At 74.8% G+C, this 19068-nt stretch carries 16 protein-coding genes and 1 pseudogene; 7 read left to right on the top strand and 10 right to left on the bottom strand.

Features of this window, described 5'->3' with window-relative positions:
• Positions 1-20: 20 nt before the first annotated feature.
• The 4 genes from K933_RS14240 to K933_RS14225 all read left to right on the top strand — a co-directional run bounded on the left by K933_RS14240 (position 21) and on the right by K933_RS14225 (position 5927).
• Positions 21-242 (top strand): hypothetical protein, encoded by a 222-nt coding sequence (locus tag K933_RS14240; protein ID WP_023395448.1) that lies wholly within the window; start codon positions 21-23, stop codon positions 240-242.
• Positions 243-323: 81 nt separating this feature from the next.
• Positions 324-3122 carry a DNA mismatch repair protein MutS gene (gene mutS, locus K933_RS14235; protein ID WP_023395447.1) on the top strand — a complete coding sequence of 933 codons (2799 nt, stop codon included), beginning with the start codon at positions 324-326 and terminating at the stop codon, positions 3120-3122.
• On the top strand, positions 3119-4828 hold the full coding sequence (gene mutL / locus K933_RS14230) for a DNA mismatch repair endonuclease MutL (RefSeq protein WP_023395446.1): 1710 nt from the start codon (positions 3119-3121) through the stop codon (positions 4826-4828). Before mutS ends, mutL begins: the two co-directional genes overlap by 4 nt.
• A gap of 139 nt (positions 4829-4967) precedes the next feature.
• Positions 4968-5927, top strand: a complete 960-nt coding sequence (locus K933_RS14225; protein WP_049947894.1) for a hypothetical protein — start codon at positions 4968-4970, stop codon at positions 5925-5927.
• 73 nt (positions 5928-6000) lie between these two features.
• Here K933_RS14225 and K933_RS18040 read toward each other — a convergent pair whose 3' ends face one another.
• Positions 6001-6462, bottom strand: coding sequence for a DUF7573 domain-containing protein (locus tag K933_RS18040; RefSeq protein ID WP_152529840.1), 462 nt, complete (start codon positions 6460-6462; stop codon positions 6001-6003).
• A 102-nt stretch (positions 6463-6564) separates the two neighbouring features.
• Here K933_RS18040 and K933_RS14215 point away from each other — a divergent pair, with 102 nt between their 5' ends.
• Positions 6565-6825 (top strand): hypothetical protein, encoded by a 261-nt coding sequence (locus K933_RS14215; protein WP_023395443.1) that lies wholly within the window; start codon positions 6565-6567, stop codon positions 6823-6825.
• A gap of 72 nt (positions 6826-6897) precedes the next feature.
• Here the strand turns inward: K933_RS14215 and K933_RS14210 are convergent, their stop codons facing one another.
• A complete protein-coding gene (locus K933_RS14210; RefSeq protein ID WP_023395442.1) occupies positions 6898-7905 on the bottom strand; it encodes a 5,10-methylenetetrahydromethanopterin reductase in 1008 nt (335 codons plus the stop codon).
• Positions 7898-8653 (bottom strand): coenzyme F420-0:L-glutamate ligase, encoded by a 756-nt coding sequence (locus K933_RS14205; protein WP_023395441.1) that lies wholly within the window; start codon positions 8651-8653, stop codon positions 7898-7900. Before K933_RS14205 ends, K933_RS14210 begins: the two co-directional genes overlap by 8 nt.
• A 199-nt stretch (positions 8654-8852) precedes the next feature.
• Between K933_RS14205 and K933_RS14200 the strand changes: the two genes are divergently transcribed.
• Entirely contained in the window at positions 8853-10166 is a 1314-nt protein-coding gene (locus K933_RS14200) for an NUDIX domain-containing protein (RefSeq protein ID WP_023395440.1), read from the top strand.
• A gap of 241 nt (positions 10167-10407) precedes the next feature.
• Here K933_RS14200 and K933_RS14195 read toward each other — a convergent pair whose 3' ends face one another.
• The gene (locus K933_RS14195; protein WP_023395439.1) at positions 10408-11175 is read right to left on the bottom strand and encodes a DUF6517 family protein; all 768 of its coding nucleotides are present in this window, start codon (positions 11173-11175) and stop codon (positions 10408-10410) included.
• 109 nt (positions 11176-11284) lie between these two features.
• On the opposite strand from K933_RS14195, the gene K933_RS14190 reads away from it, so the two are divergent.
• Positions 11285-12277 (top strand): DUF5787 family protein, encoded by a 993-nt coding sequence (locus K933_RS14190; RefSeq protein WP_023395438.1) that lies wholly within the window; start codon positions 11285-11287, stop codon positions 12275-12277.
• 60 nt (positions 12278-12337) lie between these two features.
• Here K933_RS14190 and K933_RS14185 read toward each other — a convergent pair whose 3' ends face one another.
• The 6 genes and pseudogenes from K933_RS14185 to K933_RS18465 form a co-directional block, all read right to left on the bottom strand.
• A complete protein-coding gene (locus K933_RS14185) occupies positions 12338-13624 on the bottom strand; it encodes an ABC transporter permease (protein WP_023395437.1) in 1287 nt (428 codons plus the stop codon).
• Complete coding sequence (locus K933_RS14180; protein WP_023395436.1) at positions 13617-14387, bottom strand: ABC transporter ATP-binding protein; 771 nt, start codon at positions 14385-14387, stop codon at positions 13617-13619. The genes K933_RS14185 and K933_RS14180 overlap by 8 nt, the downstream gene beginning before the upstream one ends.
• The gene (locus tag K933_RS14175; RefSeq protein ID WP_023395435.1) at positions 14384-15970 is read right to left on the bottom strand and encodes a hypothetical protein; all 1587 of its coding nucleotides are present in this window, start codon (positions 15968-15970) and stop codon (positions 14384-14386) included. The genes K933_RS14180 and K933_RS14175 overlap by 4 nt, the downstream gene beginning before the upstream one ends.
• Before the next feature lie 76 nt (positions 15971-16046).
• Positions 16047-16871, bottom strand: a complete 825-nt coding sequence (locus tag K933_RS14170; protein WP_023395434.1) for an MBL fold metallo-hydrolase — start codon at positions 16869-16871, stop codon at positions 16047-16049.
• Between the two features lie 74 nt (positions 16872-16945).
• Positions 16946-18379, bottom strand: coding sequence for an ATP-binding protein (locus tag K933_RS14165; RefSeq protein WP_049947893.1), 1434 nt, complete (start codon positions 18377-18379; stop codon positions 16946-16948).
• A 26-nt stretch (positions 18380-18405) separates the two neighbouring features.
• Positions 18406-19068: pseudogene (locus K933_RS18465) on the bottom strand (hypothetical protein); the annotation flags it as partial.

The following is a 19068-nucleotide window of genomic DNA, read 5'->3' as shown; positions in this document are numbered from 1 at the left end:
GGCGACCCGAACTCCCCGTCGTGGTCGAGAGAACCGTCCCCGCGCTGGTCGCCCTTCTCGGCGCCCCCTGGAGCTACCGTGACGCCCGCGACCGGCGGATGGACACCGCCGACACGTGGGCCGTCGGGTTCGTCGTCGGCTTCCCCTTCGTGCTCCTACTCGGCGGGCTAGCCATGCTCGCGTTCTATCTCGGGCGGCGGAGGCGCCGCGGCGGGTCGGCGTACGGCGTCGCCGGGGGGTAGGCGACGCGGACCACCCGAACGCGCTCCCGGCGCCGACCGCGGCCCGAAACCCTTTCGCCCGTCGCCCGCCCGAGACGCGGTATGGTGACGGGAGCGCCGGCGAAGATGCTCGACCGCCGCGAGGAGCTGACGCCGATGTTGGCCCAGTACGTCGACCTGGCCGACGAGTACGACGACTGCGTGCTCCTGTTTCGCGTCGGCGACTTCTACAAGGCGTTCTGCGAGGCGGCCGACGAGGTGGCGCGGGTCTGTGAACTCACCCGGATCGAACGCGAGGACTCGACGGGGACGTACACCGCCTGCGGCGTCCCCGTCGACAACGCGCCGAAGTACCTCGACCGCCTGCTCGACGCCGGCTTCCGGGTCGCCGTCGCCGACCAAGTCGAGGACGCCGAGGAGGCGTCCGGCCTCGTGGATCGTGCGGTCACGCAGATACTCACGCCCGGCACCGTCGTCAAGGAGGAACTGCTCGCGGCGGGGTCGAACACGTACGTCGCGTGCGTCGCGCGCGCGCCGGACGGCGGCGGCGAGACCGGCGCGGACGGCGCGGGCGACGCGGGCGACGACCCCGAGTACGGACTCGCGTACGTCGACGTCTCCACCGGCGAGTGCGCCGCCACCGCCGGGAGCGCGGCCGACGTCGAGGAGGAACTCGCGCGGGTGTCGCCCGCGGAACTCCTGCGTGGACCCGACGCGGAGTTCGACGCGCCCTGTATGACGACCGACTACGACCCCGACGCGTTCGCCCCCGAGGCGGCCCGCGAACGCCTCTCGCCGTACGCCTCGCCCGACCGCTTCCCGGCCGCCGCGGCGTCGGCCGCGGGGGCGCTGCTCGGCTACGCGGAGTACACCCAGGGCGACGACGGGCCGCTGGCGTACGTGACGCGCGTCCGGCGGTACGACCCCCGGCGGTCGCTGCGGCTGGACGCCACCGCTCTCCGCGGGCTGGATCTGTTCGACAACCGGACGGGCAGCGGCGCGACGCTGTTCGACTCGCTCGACGAGACGCGGTGTGCGCTCGGCCGCCGCCGCCTGCGGTCGTGGCTCCGCCGGCCGCTCGTGGACGAACAGCGGATCGAAGCCCGGCACGACGCGGTCGCGGCGTTCGCCGAGCGGTCGCTCGTCCGCGAGGAGGTGCGCGAGCACCTCGCGGCGGCGTACGACCTCGAACGGCTGGTCGGCCGGGTGTCGCGCGAGCGGGCGAACGCGCGCGACCTGCGGTCGCTCCACGACACGCTCGCGGTCGTCCCCGAGATACGGGCGGCGATAGCCGGCGTGGACGCGCTCGCCGACCTCCGGGAGGATCTGGACCCGCTCTCGGAGCTCCGCGCGTTCCTCGACGGGGCGGTGGCGCCCGACCCGCCCCAGGAGGTGACCGAGGGCGGGGTGGTCCGCTCGGGCTACCACGACGAGTTGGACGAGTTGCGCTCGACGGCGCGGGAGGGCCGCGAGTGGGTCGCCGACCTCGAAGCGAACGAGCGCGAGCGGACCGGCATCGACAATCTGGAGGTCGGCTACAACCAGGTCCACGGCTACTACATCGAGGTGACGAACGGGCAACTGGAGAAGGTGCCCGACGACTACACCCGCAGACAGACGCTGAAGAACTCCGAGCGCTTCTACACGCCGGAGTTGAAGCGCCGCGAGGACGAGATACTCGGCGCGGAGGAGCGCGCGGACGCGCTGGAGTACGAGGTGTTCGCGGACGTGCGCGCGGACGTGGCCGCCGAGAGCGACCGGGTGCAGGAACTCGCGGACGCGCTCGCCCGCCTCGACGCGCTCGCGTCGCTGGCGGCGGTCGCGGTCGACCGCAACTACGTCCGCCCGGAGGTTGGCGCCGACGGCGTGTACGTCGAGGGCGGCCGCCACCCGGTGGTCGAGCGGACCGAACCCGAGTTCGTCCCGAACGACGCCGACCTCCCCCGGGGGACGGTGGCGCTGGTCACCGGCCCGAACATGAGCGGGAAGTCGACGTACATGCGACAGGTCGCGCTCCACGTCGTCCTCGCGCAGGCGGGGAGTTTCGTCCCCGCGGGGGCGGCGCGCCTGCCCGTCGTCGACCGGGTGTTCACCCGCGTCGGCGCGAGCGACGACATCGCGGGCGGGCAGTCGACGTTCATGCGCGAGATGAGCGAGTTGACCGACATCCTCCACGACGCCACCGCCGACTCGCTGGTCCTCCTCGACGAAGTCGGGAGGGGGACGGCGACCACGGACGGACGCGCCATCGCGCGCGCCGCCGCGGAGTTCCTCCACGACGAGACGGGCGCGACGACGCTGTTCGCGACCCACTACCACGACCTGACGGGCCTCGCCGACGAGTACGACCGCGTGGAGAACCTCCACTTCGCGGCCACCCGCGACGACGACGGCGTGACGTTCCTCCACCGCGTCCGCCCGGGCGCGGCGTCGTCGTCGTACGGCGTCGAGGTGGCCGAACTCGCGGGCGTCCCCGACCGGGTCGTGAGCCGGGCGCGCGAACTCGTCGCCGACGAGGGCGGCGAGCGACCGGACGGACCCGACGCCGACCCCGACCAGCGGACGCTGACCGACCTGGGCGCCGACCGGAACGGGCGCGCGCGGACGGAATCGGATGTGGAGTCGAGCGCCGGACCGGACCCGAGCGCGAACGGCGCGGCGGGCGCCGGGAGGCCGACCGAGGTGGACGGACCCGGCGAACCCGACCGGACCGAGGCGGTCGACGCGGTGCTCGACTCGCTCCGCGGGGTCGAGGTGGCCGAGACGACGCCGATGGAGGCGCTGACCCGCCTGCACGACCTCCAGCGGGAACTCGCGGCGGCCGACGCCGAGAGCGCGCGCGAGCGGGGCGACGGGAGCCGAAGCCGGAACGGGGACCGCGACGGGGGACCCCGGCCGTGAACGACTCCGGGCGGTCCGGGGCGGGCGCCCCCGACGGCGAGCGGGTGGGGGAACTCGACCCGGCGACGGTCGAACGGATCGCCGCGGGCGAGGTGGTCACGCGCCCCGCGCGCGTCGTCGCGGAACTCGTCGAGAACGCCCTCGACGCGGGTGCCGACCGGGTGGCCGTCGAGGTGGCCGGCGACGGCACCGAGCGGATACGCGTCCGCGACGACGGCCGCGGAATGAGCCGGGAGAACGCCGCCCGCGCGGTCGACCCTCACACGACGAGCAAGATACGCGACGCCGACGACCTCCGGGCGTCGACGACGCTCGGCTTCCGGGGGGAGGCGCTCGCAAGCGTCGCGGAGGCGGCGACGCTCGACCTGACGACGAACGCGGACCCCGAAACCGGAACCGGCACCCGAGTGGTGGTCGAGAGCGGCGAGAAGCGCGTCTCGGACGCGGGCCGCGCCCGCGGGACGACCGTCGAGGTGACCGACCTGTTCGCCGACCGGCCCGCCCGCGAGGAGTCGCTGGCGTCGCCCGCCCGCGAGTTCGGCCGGGTCTCCGACCTGCTCGCCGACTACGCGCTCGCGAGACCCGAGGTGGCGTTCGCGCTCTCACACGACGGCCGCGAGACGTTCTCGACGCCCGGCACCGGGACGACCGACGCGCTGCTCGCGGTGTACGACCGCGAGACGGCGTCGCGGTCGACCGCGTTCGACCACCGCGCGGACCTCGGCCCCGACGCCGGCGGGACGACGGCCGAGGTGCGCGCCGAGGGGGCGCTCGTCTACCCGTCGGTGACCCGGTCGACGCGCGAACACGTCCGCGTCTCGGTCAACGGCCGCCCGGTGGAGAACGAGGCGCTCGCGCGCGCCGTCGCGCGCGGCTACGGTACGCTCCTGCCGTCGGGGAGAGAGCCCGTGGCGGTCGTCCGCCTCTCGCTTCCGCCCGCGGCGGTGGACGCGAACGTCCACCCCGCGAAGGCGCGGGTCGCCCTGCGGGACGCGGACGCGGTGGCCGAGGCGCTCGAAACCGGCGTCGCGGACGCGCTCACCACCGCGGACCTCCGGCGGAGCGGCGAGGTGGCGATGGACCTCGACTCGTCGCTCGCGCCCGTCGAGGGGGGCGACGCCGACTCCGAGTTCGCGGACGCCTCGGTGATCGGGCGGTTCCGCGGGCTGTACCTGCTGTGTGAGGCCGACGGCGACCTGCTGGTGGTCGACCAGCACGCCGCCCACGAGCGGGTCAACTTCGAGCGCCTCCGGGCGGCGCTCGACGACGAGGGCGTCCCCTCGGCCGAGATAGACCCCCCCGAGACCGTCTCGCTCGACCCCGCGACCGCCGCGGCCGTCGAGGAGCACGCCGACGACCTCCGGTCGCTCGGCTTCGGGGTCGAGCCGTTCGGCGGCAGCACCTACCGCGTGACCGCGGTGCCCGCGCCGCTGGGGCGCGTGGCCGACCCCGACGCGCTCCGCGAGACGGCGGATGCGCTCGCGCGCGGCGACGCGGACCGCCGGACGGACCTGCTCGCGGACCTGGCGTGTCACCCGTCGCTGAAGGCGGGCGACGTCCTGTCGGACGACGACGCCGGACGACTGCTCGACCGACTGGGCCAGTGCGAGCGGCCGTACGCCTGCCCGCACGGCCGCCCGACCGTGTTGAGCGTCTCGGAGGCGACGCTGGCGAGCGGGTTCGAGCGGCCGAACACGCGGCGGTAGGCGCGGGCGTCGGGGCGGCGTCGACGCCTCCTGACGCCGAGCGCCACGGCCATGGACGACCGGCGGGCGGTCGCGCGAGCGACCGACGACGCCGGGTCGACACTCCGGGTTTATGTCGAACCGGGCGAAAGCGCGGAGCGTGTCATCAGTCTTCAGGCGGGCGCTCGACAACCCCCGGGCGATCCCCGGGGCGGCGGGGTCGCTGGCGCGCGCTCGGCTCAACGACGCCTTCGAGACGGTTCTGTACGCGCAGTACGGGCGGCCGACGAACCAGCTGACGGAAGACTGGGACAACCTCCTCGTGCTCGACGCCTGCCGGTACGACACGTTCGCCACCGTGGCGACGCTGGAGGGCGACCTCGACTACCGCATCTCGCCCGGGTCGGCGACGCTGGAGTGGCTGGCGAACGCCGTCAGCGACCGGACGTACCACGACACGGTCTGCGTGACCGCACAGCCCCGCCTGGCGCGGTACGAGTCGCAGTTCCACGCGGTCGACCACGTCTGGGACCGCGGGTGGGACGAGGAGTTGAAGGTCACGCCACCCGGACCGGTCGTCGACGGGATTCTGGCCGCGCGCGAGGAGTACCCGAACAAGCGGCTGTACGCCCACTTCATGCAGCCGCACACGCCGTACATCGGCGAGTTCGCGCGCGAACACGTCGGCATCCGGACCGGCGACGCCGCCGGCCGCGACCGGGCGATGGGCGAGGAGGTGAGCGACGAGGACTGGTACCACGCCATCGACGCGTTCGAGGACGGGAAGATCTCGAAGGGCGTCCTCCTGAAGGCGTACGCCGAGAACCTCAGACTCGCGTTGGACGCCGTCGAGGGGTTGCTCGAAACGCTCGACGGGAAGACGGTGATCACCGCCGACCACGGCGACCTGTTCGGCGAGCGGGCGTGGCCGGTCCCGTGGCGCGGCTTCGACCACCCGCCGGGCGTTCCCGCGCTGAAACTGCGGCAGGTGCCCTGGTTCACCGTCGACGGCGAGCGCCGCCGGGTCACCAGCGAGGACCCGCGGGCGTCCGGCGGGATGGACGACGACTACGTGAGCGAGCGGCTCCAGCAGTTGGGGTACGTGGAGGAGGGGACGTGACGGGGCCGCGACCGGACGCGGGAGCGTGCCGGTTCGCCCGTCCGAGCGCTCCCGGGGGCGACCCCGGCGCCGCTCACCACTCCTTGCAGTCGGGACAGACGTAGCCGCCGTCCTGTCGCCAGCGCACCGCCGCCGTCGCGCCGCAGGCCGCACAGGCCGCGCCGTCGGGCGACCACGCGCGCGTCGGCTCGGCGGGCGCCGCGTCGCCCGCGTCGTCCGCCTTGTCCGCGGAAACCGTGTCGTCCGCGTCGCTCGTGTCGCCCGCCTCGTCCGCCCCGTCCGCGTCCGTCCCGCCGCCCGTCCCGGTCCCGCCGCCCGCCCCGGAGCCGTCGTCCGCCCCGACGGGGTCGTCGCCGTCCGTCTCGGGCGCCGCGTCGCCGCCCGGGTCCGCCGCACCCGTCCGCTCCGTATCGGCCGTATCGGCCGCGTCGCCGGTCGTGTCCGCCACGTCCGTCCGCTCCGCGTCGCCCGTATCGGCCGCGTCGTTTCCGGGCGCGTCGCCGGCGAAGTCGTCGAGCGAGTGGTCGCGACTCACGCGGTAGTCGACGCGCGCCACGGCCATAACTCCGACGCGACGCGGACGCGGGCGAGCGCCCGGAGCACCAACGCTCAAGTTCCCGCCGGCCCGAGAGCCGGCATGGTCACTGTCATCGACTTCCTCACCCAACTCGGCTTGAGCGTCGTCGAGTTGCTCCGCATCTTCCTCGTGAACGTCGCGTTCAACAGCGTGCTGGGGTTCGTGGCGTTCCTGACGGGCGCGCTGTTCGTCGGCGTCTCCATCGCCGTGTTCGGCTACCTCACGCTTGGCGCCGTCGCCAGCCTGTTCGGCTTCGGGAGTTCGGCGTCGAACCGGCCGCCGACCGCGGGCCGCCCGACCGGCGAGTCCGAGGAGCACTGAAGCGCCAACCCGCGCCCGACACGCCGCGCACGCGACACCGATCCTCCGGCGCTCGTCCCCCGCGAGCGCCGGCTACGGCGCCGCCTCGGCCGCCAACTCGACCGCCGACTCGGGGTCCGGCCCGAGCGGCGACCCGACGACGAGCGAGTCCGCGTGGTCGAGCAGGGCGGCCATCCGCTCGCGGACCGCGTCGGGCGTGCCGGCGACGGCGAACGCGTCGAGCATCGCGGGCGTCACCGCCTCGAACGCCGCCGAGAACTCCCCCGCCGAGATGGCGTCGCCGATGCGCTCGGCGGCCGCGCGGTCGATACCGTGTCTGTCGAGGACCGGCGGCGCCGCCCCCGCGGCGACGAACGCGACCGGCGGCCGCGCCGCCTCGCGGGCCGCGTCGCCGTCGTCGGCCACGCTGACGGCGGCGTACGCCGCCAGGTCGAAGCCGGCGCGGTCGACCGCGCCCGCGCCGCCCGACCGCTCGGCGAGCCCCTCCTCGACCCGTTCACGCGCCCACGCCAGGTCGTCGGGGTGGGAGCCGTTGAACAGCAGGCCGTCGGCGCGCTCGCCCGCCATCCGGCACATCCCCGGTCCCTCGCCGCCGACGTACACCGGGAGGTCGTCCCCCTGCGGCGGCCGGTAGTTGAGCCCCGCGCTCGCGGCGTCGAACGTCGCCCCGCCGTCGACCCGCTCGCCCGCCCAGAGCCGCCGGGCCGCCGCGAACGCCTCCACCACCGGCCGGAGTCCCCGCTCGCCCGCGAGTCCGAGGTTGCGGAGCGTCGACGGGTCGCCCGGCCCGATGCCGAAGACGGCGCGGCCGCCCGACGCCTCGTCGAGCGTCGCCACCCGCGAGGCGAGCGTGACCGGGTGGCTCTCCAGCGGGTTCGCCACGCCCGGCCCCAGCCGGACCCGCTCGGTCGCGGCGGCGAGCCGCGAGAGGACCGCGAACGCGTCGCGGTTGTTGTAGTGGTGGGCGACGAACACGGTGTCGTAGCCCGCCTCCTCCGCGCGGGTGCCGAGGCCGACCAGCCGCTCGACGGGGTGTTCGGGCGCGAGTTCGACGGCCAGTCGCCGACCGCCGTCAGCCATCGTGCGACCACCCGCGGATCGCCTGCCTGATGAAGTCCCCCTCCACGTTGCGGAAGTGGTTGTCGCTGCCCGCGTGCTCGCCCCACTCGAAGTCGCGGACGACGACGACCGGCGTGCCGCCCGCGCCCTCGCCCGCGATGAGGTTGGCCGCGGCCGCGAGTTCGTCGACGACGTTCTCGACGGTGACGCCGAGTTCGCGCCCGTCGCGGTCGGACTCGCCGCGCCAGTCGCGGGAGGCGTGCATGCCCGCCCAGCCGAGCGCGACCCCCCGCTGGCCGTGGCGGAACGGCCGCCCGCAGGTGTCGGTCACGACCACGCGGTCGGCGTCGAGCCCCTCGCGGAGCCGTTCGGCCGACGCGGCCGGCCGCTTCGGCAACAGCAGCAGGTCGCCGTCGGGGACGTTCGAGCGGTCGATGCCCGCGTTGACGCCGACGTGGCCGAACCGGGTCTCGGTGAGGAGGAACGGCGCGTCCATGATCACCTCGGTCGACTCCTCCAGGACGGCCTGCGCGAACCGGGGGTCCTTCTCCTCGCCGGTGCGCTCCTCTAAGTCGGCGGCTATCTCGCGCGCCCGGGGGCCGGCGGGGAACTCGTCGAGACCGACCGTCCGGCCCTCGGCCTTCGAGACGACGGTGGAGGCGACACACACCACGTCGTCCGGCCGGAGGTCGACGCGGTCGCTCACGAGGGCGGCGAGGTCGTCCCCCTCCCGGATCTCGGGAAGGTCGGGGACGGCGAACAGGTCCATACCGTCGGGTGCGTGCGTGGCGGGCAAAAAGACCGCCGGTGGTGGTACGGGTCGCCGGTGTCGGGAGCGCCCGCGGGCCGGCCGGTCCGAGCCGGGCCGGTCGGCGCCCGCGCGGCCCGAGGTACCGACCGCGCCGCGGGGTCCACGGACCGCGACGGCCAGCCGCAACGTTCGAGAGGACCACGCCCGAACGACGGATATGGACGGGGACCACGTCGTCACCGCGTTCCTCCGCGACCGCGGGGAGGTACTGCTCGTCCGGCGGAGCGACGCGGTCGGGACGTACCGCGGCCGCTGGGGCGGCGTCTCGGGCTACGTCGAGGGCGACCCCGACGACGCTCTCGACGACGCCCGCCGCGAGGTTCGCGAGGAGGCGGGCGTCGAGACGTCGGCGCTGACGCTCGTCCGCGCGGGCGAGACGGTGGCCGTCGACGACGAGGAGGGGTCGTTCCTCGTCCACCCGTTCCTGTTCGACTGCGCGAGCAGGGAGGTGTGTCGGAACGAGGAACTCGCCGCCCACGAGTGGGTACAGCCCACCGCGATGCCGGGTCGGCGAACGGTGCCGAAGCTGTGGGCGGCGTACCGCGCGGTCGGCCCGACCGTCGCGTCGGTGCGCGACGACCGCACGCACGGCTCGGCGTACGTCTCGGTGCGCGCGCTCGAGACGCTCCGCGATACGGCCGCCGACGCCGCTATCGCGGGCGACCCGTGGGAGTCGGTCGCCGACACCGCGCGGGCGCTCCGGGACGCCCGGCCGGGGATGACCGCGCTTTCGACCCGGGTGAACCGCGTGATGAGCGAGGCCTACCGGACGCCCGCGGCGGTCCGCGACCGCGCGGTCGCGGCGGTCGAAACCGCCGTCGAGGCGGACGACCGGGCGGCGGGGGCGGTTCGCGACCTGCTGTCGGGGACGGTGCTCACGCTCTCGCGGTCGGGCACCGTCTCGGCGGCGCTCGACGGACACGACGGGGCCGTCCTCGTCGCCGTCTCCGACCCCGGCGGCGAGGGGCGCGGCGTCGCGACCCGACTGGCGGGGGCGGACCGCGAGGTGACGCTCCTCCCCGACTCGGCGGTGGCGGCGGCGCTCGCGGAGCGCGACGTGGACGCCGCGCTCGTGGGCGCGGACGCGGTGCTCCCCGACGGCTCCGTCGCCAACAAGGTCGGCACCCGGGGGCTGGCGCTCGCGGCCGCCCGCGAGGGCGTCCCGACGTACGCGGTGACCGCGCGCGACAAGGTCCGGGGGAGCGAGGGGTTCGACCCCGGGTCGGCCGCCGGCGAGTTCGACGCGCCCGAGGGCGTGGGGGCGTTCGCGCCGCTGTTCGACCGGACGCCCGCGGACCTGGTGACGGTCGTCACCGAGGACGGACCGCTCGACGCCGCGGCGGTGGGGGCGGTGGCCGCCGACCACCGCGCGCTCGCCGCGTGGGACGACGCCGGTTCCGGCGACGCCGACGGGACCGCCGACCCGGACGGCTCGGGCGATGCCGACCCGGACGAGCGGTCCGGCGAGTGAAAGAGTCAAACCGTCCGCGGGCGAACCCGCGGTCGGGCGGCCGTGACGAGGGTTACCCCCACCGAGCCCCGTGTGACGAGGGTCTTCACCCGAGCCGTCCTTCTGGCGTGACGCGCGACGGCCAGCCGTGCGACCGCCGCCGCGGTCGGTGTCTTCGACCGGGAAGGTCCGCCGCCACGCGTCGCGTCCGAGCGGCGAGTCGCGCGAGTCGAACCCGACGTACAGCGCGGCGCTCGGGCGGTCAGCCGACGTTCGTGACGAGCGCGTTCAGGTCGGCGGCGTACGCCTCGGGGGTCAGTCCCAAGTCGACGTCGACGGTGACGGCGATGGAGTCGGAGAGGTCGCGCTCGACGGTGCGCGCGAAGTTCTCCGCGGGGTGGGCGCCGCCGGCGATGAGCAGTCCGCCGTCGTGGACCCACGCCGCGAGGAAGCCCGCGACGGCCACCTCGCCCCCCTCGACCGTGAGGTCGCGCTCGCCGACCGGGAACGAGAGGTCGTCGAACGCGAACGCCGCGGTGTAGTCGGTCCGGTCGGCCGACTCGCCGGTCGCCACCGTCGTCGTCCCGCCGTCGGCGGGGGTCACGTCCGACAGCCCCGCGGCGCGCAGTTGCGCCTCGAACTCCGCGCGGGCCGCCTCGGCGGCGCGGGCCGCGAGCTGTTCGCGCGCGGATTCGAGCGGGACCTCCGCGATGTTGGGCCGGAAGGTGACCCGGCTGGCGAAGAACGTGGCGAGGGGCGCGTCGACCGCGCCGAGCGTCCGCTCGCTGACCGTCGCCCGGAGCGCGGCGTCGTCGTAGACGCGGGTGACCGCCGTCGCGGACACCTCGGCGCCCGCGACCGTCTCGGAGAACAGCGCCTGCTCGGTCTCCGTCGTCCGTTCCCAGCCGCCGTCGTCGAGCCGTTCGTCCGGGAGGCTCGGCGGCCGCGGCGCCCCCGAGGCGGTGCCACAGCCCGCCAGCCCCGCGGCGCCCGCGACCGCCGCGCCAGCGAGGAACCGTCGTCGGTGCATGTCAACTGGTGTCGCGACGGCGGGTATAACGCCGTCGCCCCGTCTATCCGATCCGAGAACGCCACGCCCCCGCGGTGTGCTTTTGTCCGTCCGCCGCCGACCGCGAGGCATGGAGTCCGGGGAGTCCGCCCAGCCCGGGGAGTTCGGCTTCGAGTTGGCGCTGTGCGCCCACTTGGAGCGGGCGACCGACTGGGTGGTCGCGCGCCAACTCGGCGCCGCCGTCGTCTCCCCCGGGAGCCGGGTGATGGACGTGGTCGGTGTCGTCCCGGGTCCGGGGTTCGACGCGCGCGCGCGGCTCACCGACCGGACCGTCCCCGACGCCGCCATCGACGCCGACGTGGGCGTCGGGGAGGCGCGCTACTGGCGCGACGCGTTCGACCGCGACGACGACTGGGCGCGCGAGGCGCTCGAACGCGCGGTCGACTGCGGCTTCTTCGAGCGCGAGCGCCGCGGCGGCCGGACGTACGTCAGGCAGGCGGCGCGCTACCCCGACGACTGGGTGGGGAAGCTGGTTGGGATCGAGAACAAACCCGACCTGGGCCGGCCGGGCGACCTACGGCGGCAGGCCCGGGTCGACGCCGCGCTCGGGCTGTTCGACGAGGTGTGGGTGGCGACCGAGAGCCACGTCACCGGCGCCCACCTCAACCGGCTGCCCGCGTCGGTCGGCGTCTGGCGGTTCGACCCCGAGACGGGCGACCGGACCGTCGTGCGCGAGGCGACGCCGCTCGCCGTCGACGAACCCGGCGTCGAGGTGCGCGACGAACACCCCCTCCGGACGGACGTGGCGTTCGTCACCCCGGCCGCGAAGGCGCGGCGCCGGCGCCGGGTCGCCGAGCGGGCGTACGGCAAGGGCTGGCGGACGTACGAGTTCCCCGCGTGTACGCGGTGTGTCGCGACCGACGACGGCCGCCCGCGGTGCGACTACTTCGGCCGCGTGGTCGACCCCGCGACCGCGTGCGGGCCCGACTGTCCCGGCCACGAGGCGGGCGACCCGCCGGCCGTCGACGCCGACCTTGACGCCCTCCGCGGGGCGCGGACGCCGTGGGTCCGCGACCCCGCGGGCGCGGCGCGCAGACAGAGCGGGCTCGACCGGTTCGGCTGATCGCCCGCCGCCGCGGTCGGCCGCGCCGCGAGTCGGGGCCTCCCCGTCCGACCCGACGCCTCAGCCGCGGAGCGCCTCGACCGGCGGGTCGGTCGCCGCCCGGTAGGCGGGGTAGAGCCCGCCGACGAGCGCGACCAGCGCGCCGAACCCGAACGCGCCCGCGAACACCAGCGCGTTCGTCGGGACGAACACCGCAGTCACCGGGAGTTCGGTCGACAGCGCCACCGCGAGGACGCCGACGAGGCCGAGCGTCGCCCCGACGGCGCCGCCCGCGACGCCCAGCAGCGTCGCCTCGACCAGCAGCGTCCGCAGCACCTCGGTTCGGTGGATGCCCACCGCCCGGAGGACGCCGATCTCGCCGCGCCGCTCGGAGACGGTCATCAGCATGACGTTGAAGATGCTCACGCCCGCGACGACGAGCGAGACGGCGGCGACCGCGATCAGAAAGCCGTTGAGCAGCGCGAAGAACTCGGTGATCCGGTCGAGCAGGCTCGACAGCGAGAACACCGACACCCGCACCTCGCGGGCGTTCAGCCGCTCGCGCACCCCGTCGGCGACCGCGCTCGCGTCCGCGGCGGAGTCGGCGCGCACCACCACCTGCGAGTAGCCCGTGGTGGCGAACTCCCCCGGCGAGATTACGACGGCGGAGTCGGCCTGGACGGGCGAGATGGCGGTCGCCTCGGGCAGAATCGCGACCACGTGGTAGTCGTTCGACTCGACCGTGACCGTCCCGCCGACCGACAGGTCGAGCGCCTCGGCCACGTCCGCGCCGACGACCGCGCCGCCGCGGAGGTAGGCGGGGGCGGCGCCCGCGCTCTCGCCGAACAGCGCCCGCGGGTCGGTCGTGCCGTACACCTGCGCGACGGTGCGGCGGTCGCCGTTCGACGCCGTGGTCCCGGTCGCCTTCAGCGGTATCACCTCCCCGCGGCCGCTGGCCGCCCGGCGGATCGCCGAGAGGTCGCGGTCGTTCAGCGACTCCACCCCGGCCTCCGCGTTCGGACTCACGACCACCTGGTTGCCGATGCCGCCGAGTTCGTCGGTCGCCGCGACCTGGAGGGCGGTGCCGAGCATCCCGAGCGAGACGACGGCGAACACGCCGATGACGATGCCGACCGCCGCGAGCGCCGCCCGGAGCCGCTGTCGCGAGAGGTTGCGGACCGCGAGCCTGACCGCCGGGAACCCCCGGCCGGGGCTGGGCACCACCGCGCGGAGCGCGGGCGGGAGTCGGTCGTGGACCCCGCGTTCGCCCGACCCGGCCGCCGGGAGCGCGTCCGCGTTCGGCGGGGGGGTCGGATCCCCTCCGCCGTCGGGGTCGGAACCCGGACCCGCGTCCGACCCGTCACTCACGCCGCACCACCCCGTCGACGAGTTCGACCGTCCGGTCGGCGTACTCGGTCACCAGGTCGTCGTGCGTGACCGCGACGACGCCCACCCCGCCGTCGGCGACGCGGCGGAACTCCGCGAGCACGTCGCGTGCGGTGTCGCGGTCGAGGTTCCCGGTGGGTTCGTCCGCGAGCACCACGTCCGGCCGGTTGACCAGCGAGCGGGCGATGGCGACCCGCTGTTTCTGCCCGCCCGACAGCTCCCCGGGGACGTGGTCGAGTCGCTCGCCGAGTCCCACCCGCTCCAGTAGCTCCTCGGCGCGCGCGGTGGCGTCGTCGGGGAGGAACGTGGTGGGGAGCGCGACGTTCTCGACGGCCGACAGCGTGGGGAGCAGGTGGAAGTCCTGGAAGACGAAGCCGATGGTCTCGCGGCGTACGTCGGTCGTCGCCCGGTCGGAGAGTCCGGCGGTCGGTCGGCCGCGGAGGAGCACCCGCCCCTCGGTCGGGGCGTCGAGCAGGCCCAGCAGGTTGAGCATCGTGCTCTTGCCCGACCCCGAGGGACCGACGACCGCAACCACCTCCCCGCGGTCGACCCGGAACTCCACGTCGTCGAGAGCGACGACGCTCCCGCCGCCGCCCTCGTAGCGCTTGCTCACGCCGTCGAGTCTGACCGGCGCGTCGTCGCGCGCGTCCGCGGACGGGTCGCGGGTGTACTCGCCCGCGCCCGCCGGTCGCGACTCGGGGCCGTCGCAGCCGGCGGTCGGGCCGTCCGCGGGGGGCGGACTCATCGGCGGTACCGGCGGACGAGGACGGCCGCGACCGGGAGGCTCACGCCGAGGAGCACCACCGCGCCGACCGGCACCAGCCGCTCGCCGAGCGCGGGGCTCGCACCCGTCCCCTCGTCCGGGAGCGGCACGTCGACCCGGCGGGTCACGCGGTCGTTCCCCGCGGTGTAGCGCACCTCGACCGTCACGGCGTCGGCGCCCTCGGAATCGACGCCGGCCGCCAGCCGGAACGGCGCGAACTCGCTGCCCGCGACGCTCCCGACGAAGTAGCTCCGCTGGGGGTAGGCGGGGTCGACGCCCTCGCTCTCGACGACGGAGACGACGGCGCCGGTCACCTCGCCGCCGCCGACGTTCCCCAGGTTCCCCCGGAGGGTCGCGCGGCCGTCCGCGACGGAGACGTTGAGGTCGGTGAGTTCGACCGCGCCGCGCGCGGGCCGGAACTCGTAGACGGTGCGGTTCTCGCGGGCGCTCCCCGCCAGGTCGTAGGCCGCGACGAACGTCACCGGGCCGGCGGCGTCGGTCGCCGACAGGTCCACCTCGGCGGTCGTCGACTCCCCCGGCGCGAGCGTGTCGGCGACGGCGTAGCGGCCGACGCCGGGTAGGCGGCTGCCGTTGGCCGTACGCGGCACCACCACCACGTCGTCGACGGGCGCGTTGCCGAAGTTGGTCACCGTCACGCCCACGAGCGCGGCGTCGCCCGCGCCGCCGTCACCCCCGCCGCTCCCGGTCTGCGGCTGGAGCGCCCCCGCCGCGCCCCCGCCGAGGATGGACGAGATGTCGGTGCCTCCCGGCTCGGAGTCGGACTCGCGGACCGGCGCGGCGCGTACGCCCACGTCGGCGCTCAGTCCGTCCACCGCGACCGTCCGCGCGAACGTCGTCTCCCCGCGGGTGCCCGCGGCGGTGGCGTACGAGACGCGGAACGCGAACTCGCGGTCACCCGCCTCGGCGGGCGTCACCGAGAGGTTGAGCGTCGTCGCCTCGCCCGCGTCGAGGCTGGCGACCGTCCGGCGCGTGCGGGGACCCTCGGCGGGCGCCGTCGCGGTCACGGTCACGTCGCGGAGCGCGACCGTCGTCGGGTTCGAGACGGTGACCCGCAGCGGCGCGGGCGCGCCCGCGACGGGGTCGTCGACGTCGAACTCGACTTGGGGCGCCCCCGGTTCGACCACGAGCGACAGCGGGCGGCGCGCGGTCGCGGCGTCGCCGTCGGCGTCCTCGAACCGCGCGACGACGGTCAGCGAGCGCTCGCCTGGGTCGTCGAACGTCGCGGTCACGGGGACGGTCAGCGTCTCGCCCGGCGAGAGCGACCCGAGGTCGCGCGCGACCCCGACGGCGTCGTCGCCGTCGCGGAGTTCGACCCGGGTCAGGTCGGCCGCGGAGGCGCTCCCCGCCGAGAGCCGGACCGTCGCGGAGACGGTGACGGGCGCGCCCGCGGTCGGCGTCGCCGGCGAGACGGTCGCGTCGGTCACCGCGACCCGCGCGTCGGGCACCGCGCCCGCGGTGCCGACCGCGGCGAACGGGAGGGGGGCGAGCGCCGACAGGAGGAGCGCGGCCGCGACGAGGACGGCCGCACCGCGGAGCCGGGTCATCGATAGGGGATCGCTAGGGCCGGACGCGCAAAGCCTCGTTGTACGACAGCGGCGTGATACGTTCGAGCGGTCGGCCTCAGAGGTCGTACGTCTCGCCGTCGACCGCCAGCGGCTCCGCGAACGCCTCGTCGGCCGCGTAGAAGTGCGAGACGTGGACGAGGCGGGTCCGGTCGGCGTCGAGGTCGTCCGCGAGCGCGAGCGCTCCCTCGCGGGTCATGTGTTTGGTGCCGAACGTCCGCGGCGTGCCGTCGGGCGCGTGGTGGCTCCCGCCCGCGGGGTGGTGTTCACACAGCGCCGCCGGGACGATGCCGTCCGCGAGCAGGAGGTCGGGGTCGGCGAGCGCCGCCCGCGAGTCCGGCGGGATATCGTAGGTGGTGTCGCCCGAGACGGAGAGCTTCGCGCCCGTCTCGGGGTCGGAGACGACGACGCCGTAACACGCGAGCGGCGGGTGGTCGACGGGGACGAGCGTCACGTCGAGTCCGCAGACGCGGACCGACTCGTAGGGGGTGGCGTCGCGGACGGACACCCGGTCGAGGTAGTCGTACTTCCGGCGGATGTGGTCGGCGATGCTCTCGCCGGTCGCGGGGTCGACGGCGTCGGCGGCGTACACCGGCAGGTCGTCGAACACGCGGTAGGCGTTGCCGAGACCGTCGAGGTGGTCGAAGTGGACGTGCGTGACGACCGCGGCGTCCGGGAGGGGGACGTCGTGGTCGAGGAACTGCTGGCGGAAGTCGGGCGAGCAGTCGACCAGCAGACAGTCGCCGGTCCGTTCGTTCTCGACGTGGACCGAGAAGCGCGAGCGCTCCACCCCCCGCTCGCGCGCCGTCCGGCAGGTGTCGCAGTCACACCCCACCGTCGGCGTCCCCGTGGTGTCCCCCGTCCCGAGTAGGGTCACGCGCATTCGCTACCGGGAGGAGGGTTTCCGGGGAGTAAGCGGTGTCGGTCCGGGACGGAGAGCGCGCGGACCGACCCGGCTCAGTCGTCGTGCGCGTGGTCGGCGTGGTCGTGGTCGTGGTCCGAATCCGCGCGGTCCACGTCCGCATCCGTATCCGAATCCGCGTTCGCGTCCTCGTGGTCGTGCGAGTGGCCGCCGTCGCCCGCGACCTGCGCGCCCTCGCCGTCGATCATGTCCATGTTCTTGAGGTTGTCGCGCTCCTCGAAGTCCTCGACGGCGTCCATGATGTCCGCTTGGGTGATCGACATTCGCTCGTCGGTGAGCGCTTCGAGCACCGCCTCGCGGAGCACCATCCTGAGGTCCGACCCCGTCAGCCCCTCCGTCCGGTCCGCGACGCTGTCGGGGTCGAACTCCGCGATCTCCATCTGCCGGGTGATCACGCGGAAGATGTCCGCGCGCATCTGCCGGTCGGGTTTGGGGAAGTTGACGATCTCGTCGAACCGGCGCCACGCCGCGGCGTCGAGTTGGTCGGGGTGGTTGGTCGCCGAGATCAGCAGCACCTCGTCGCGGACCAGCGAGATGTCGTCGATGCTCTTGAGCAGCGTGTTGACCGCGCGCTTGAGCGCGGCGTGTTCGTCCGAGCGGCGGGTCTTCGCGACCGAGTCGAACTCGTCGATGAAGAGGATACACGGCGCGAGCCGTTTGGCCACCTCGAACGTCTTCTCGACGTTCTTTGCGGTCTCGCCGAGGTACTGGCTGGTCACCATCGACAGTTTCACCTCGACGAACGGCAGGCCGAGTTCGTGCGCGAGCGCGCGGGCGGCCGTCGTCTTCCCGGTGCCCGGCGGGCCGACGAACAGGAGTTTGCCGATCTCCCGTAGCCCGATGGTGGCGAGGTACTCGCGGTGTTCGATCGCCTTCATCAGCTTGCGGATCTCACCCTCCTGGTCGTCCGTGAGCACGAGGTCGTCGAGCGTCATCTCGATCTCCTCGGGCGCGCGGACCGTGACGAGGTCGAGCATCTCGGCGTCGTCGTCCTCGTCGAAGTACTGCGAGAGCAGGGCGTCGATCCAGACGCGGTCGGCGCGGATCGGGCGGTTCTCCTCGCGCGCCTCCTCGTAGCTCGCGTCGAAGTCGGCGTCGGTCTCCTCGGCCACCTTCGCGAGCGTCGGGTTGGCCCGGACCGCCTCGTCGTCGACGCGTTCGACCAGCCAGTCGACGGCCATCTCGGGTTGGGTCAACGAGAGTTCGCCCGAGAAGTCGTCGCGCTGGGTGAACAGCAGGTCGGAGACGGCCTCCCACGGTCGCTCGACACCGGTCGCGGTCGAGATCGACGATTCGGTCGCGTGAAGCGGGCGTTCGATCCCCCCCGGGTCGGCGTCGTCCTCGGACGTGTCACTCCAGAAGACGCGGCGATAACGGGGCGGCAGGTCGTCGGCGTCGAGGTCGCGGTCCTCGTCGTAGCGGTGGGCCGTGACGAGGAGTTCGACCACGTCTACTGCCGGGTCACTCATCCCGGTAGAGTTCCCTTCCCAGTAGGTTAAGCGCGTCGAAGCCGCCCCCTATCTGACGCGAGCGGCGGCCGCGTCCGCGCGGGGTCGGTGAACGCGACGACGGTCCCGCCGAACAGGTAGCGGTCGTACTCGGCGCGCTCGTAGCCGGGGAGTTCGCCCGCGAGGTCGGTCGCCTCGGCGGGGGTCGTTAGCACGACCGGCGGCACGTCCGCCGGGAGGTCGGCGACGGTCGCCGCCTGGCGGTGCTCGACGCCCGCGCGTTCGACGTACCACGCCATCGGGAGGCGGTCGAGCCAGGTGGCGAGCCACGGCGGGTTCTCCCGGGGCGGGCGGTCGGCGGCCGCGCCGGCGGGGAGCGCGAGCGTCTCGCCGTAGTAGAGCACCCCGCCCGCGTCCCGCGCGGACGCGATGTCCGCGACCAGCGGGTCGAGGTCGTCGCCCGGCTGTGCCCCCTGCGCGAGGAAGTTGGGCCGCGGGACCGGCGTGGTGTAGGCGGTGGTGTAGACGACGAACCCCGTCTGGGCGACGACGAGTGCGACGACCAGCCCCACCGCGAGCGCGCGGAGGCGGGCCGGCGCGCGGGCCGAGGAGTCGGGGGGAGCGCCGGCGCCGGTCGGAGGCGACGGGCGGGTCGGCGTCCACCACGCGCGAAGGCGGCGGCCGAGCGCGACCGCGCCGACGGCCGCGGG

The organism is Candidatus Halobonum tyrrellensis G22 (assembly GCF_000495475.1).
Taxonomy (GTDB): Archaea; Halobacteriota; Halobacteria; order Halobacteriales; family Haloferacaceae; genus Halobonum; species Halobonum tyrrellense.
Note: the sequence above shows the minus strand (reverse complement) of the source record. Positions and strands in the feature narration are given on the sequence as shown.

Bases quoted from the DNA above. Each gene is read 5' to 3' on its own strand.
- K933_RS14215 (WP_023395443.1), top strand. From the start codon at position 6,565: ATGGTCACTGTCATCGACTTCCTCACCCAACTCGGCTTGAGCGTCGTC.
- K933_RS14165 (WP_049947893.1), bottom strand. From the start codon at position 18,379: ATGAGTGACCCGGCAGTAGACGTGGTCGAACTCCTCGTCACGGCCCAC.
- mutS (WP_023395447.1), top strand. From the start codon at position 324: ATGGTGACGGGAGCGCCGGCGAAGATGCTCGACCGCCGCGAGGAGCTG.
- K933_RS14170 (WP_023395434.1), bottom strand. From the start codon at position 16,871: ATGCGCGTGACCCTACTCGGGACGGGGGACACCACGGGGACGCCGACG.
- K933_RS14210 (WP_023395442.1), bottom strand. From the start codon at position 7,905: ATGGCTGACGGCGGTCGGCGACTGGCCGTCGAACTCGCGCCCGAACAC.
- K933_RS14190 (WP_023395438.1), top strand. From the start codon at position 11,285: ATGGAGTCCGGGGAGTCCGCCCAGCCCGGGGAGTTCGGCTTCGAGTTG.
- K933_RS14195 (WP_023395439.1), bottom strand. From the start codon at position 11,175: ATGCACCGACGACGGTTCCTCGCTGGCGCGGCGGTCGCGGGCGCCGCG.
- K933_RS14200 (WP_023395440.1), top strand. From the start codon at position 8,853: ATGGACGGGGACCACGTCGTCACCGCGTTCCTCCGCGACCGCGGGGAG.
- K933_RS14175 (WP_023395435.1), bottom strand. From the start codon at position 15,970: ATGACCCGGCTCCGCGGTGCGGCCGTCCTCGTCGCGGCCGCGCTCCTC.
- K933_RS14180 (WP_023395436.1), bottom strand. From the start codon at position 14,387: ATGAGTCCGCCCCCCGCGGACGGCCCGACCGCCGGCTGCGACGGCCCC.
- K933_RS14205 (WP_023395441.1), bottom strand. From the start codon at position 8,653: ATGGACCTGTTCGCCGTCCCCGACCTTCCCGAGATCCGGGAGGGGGAC.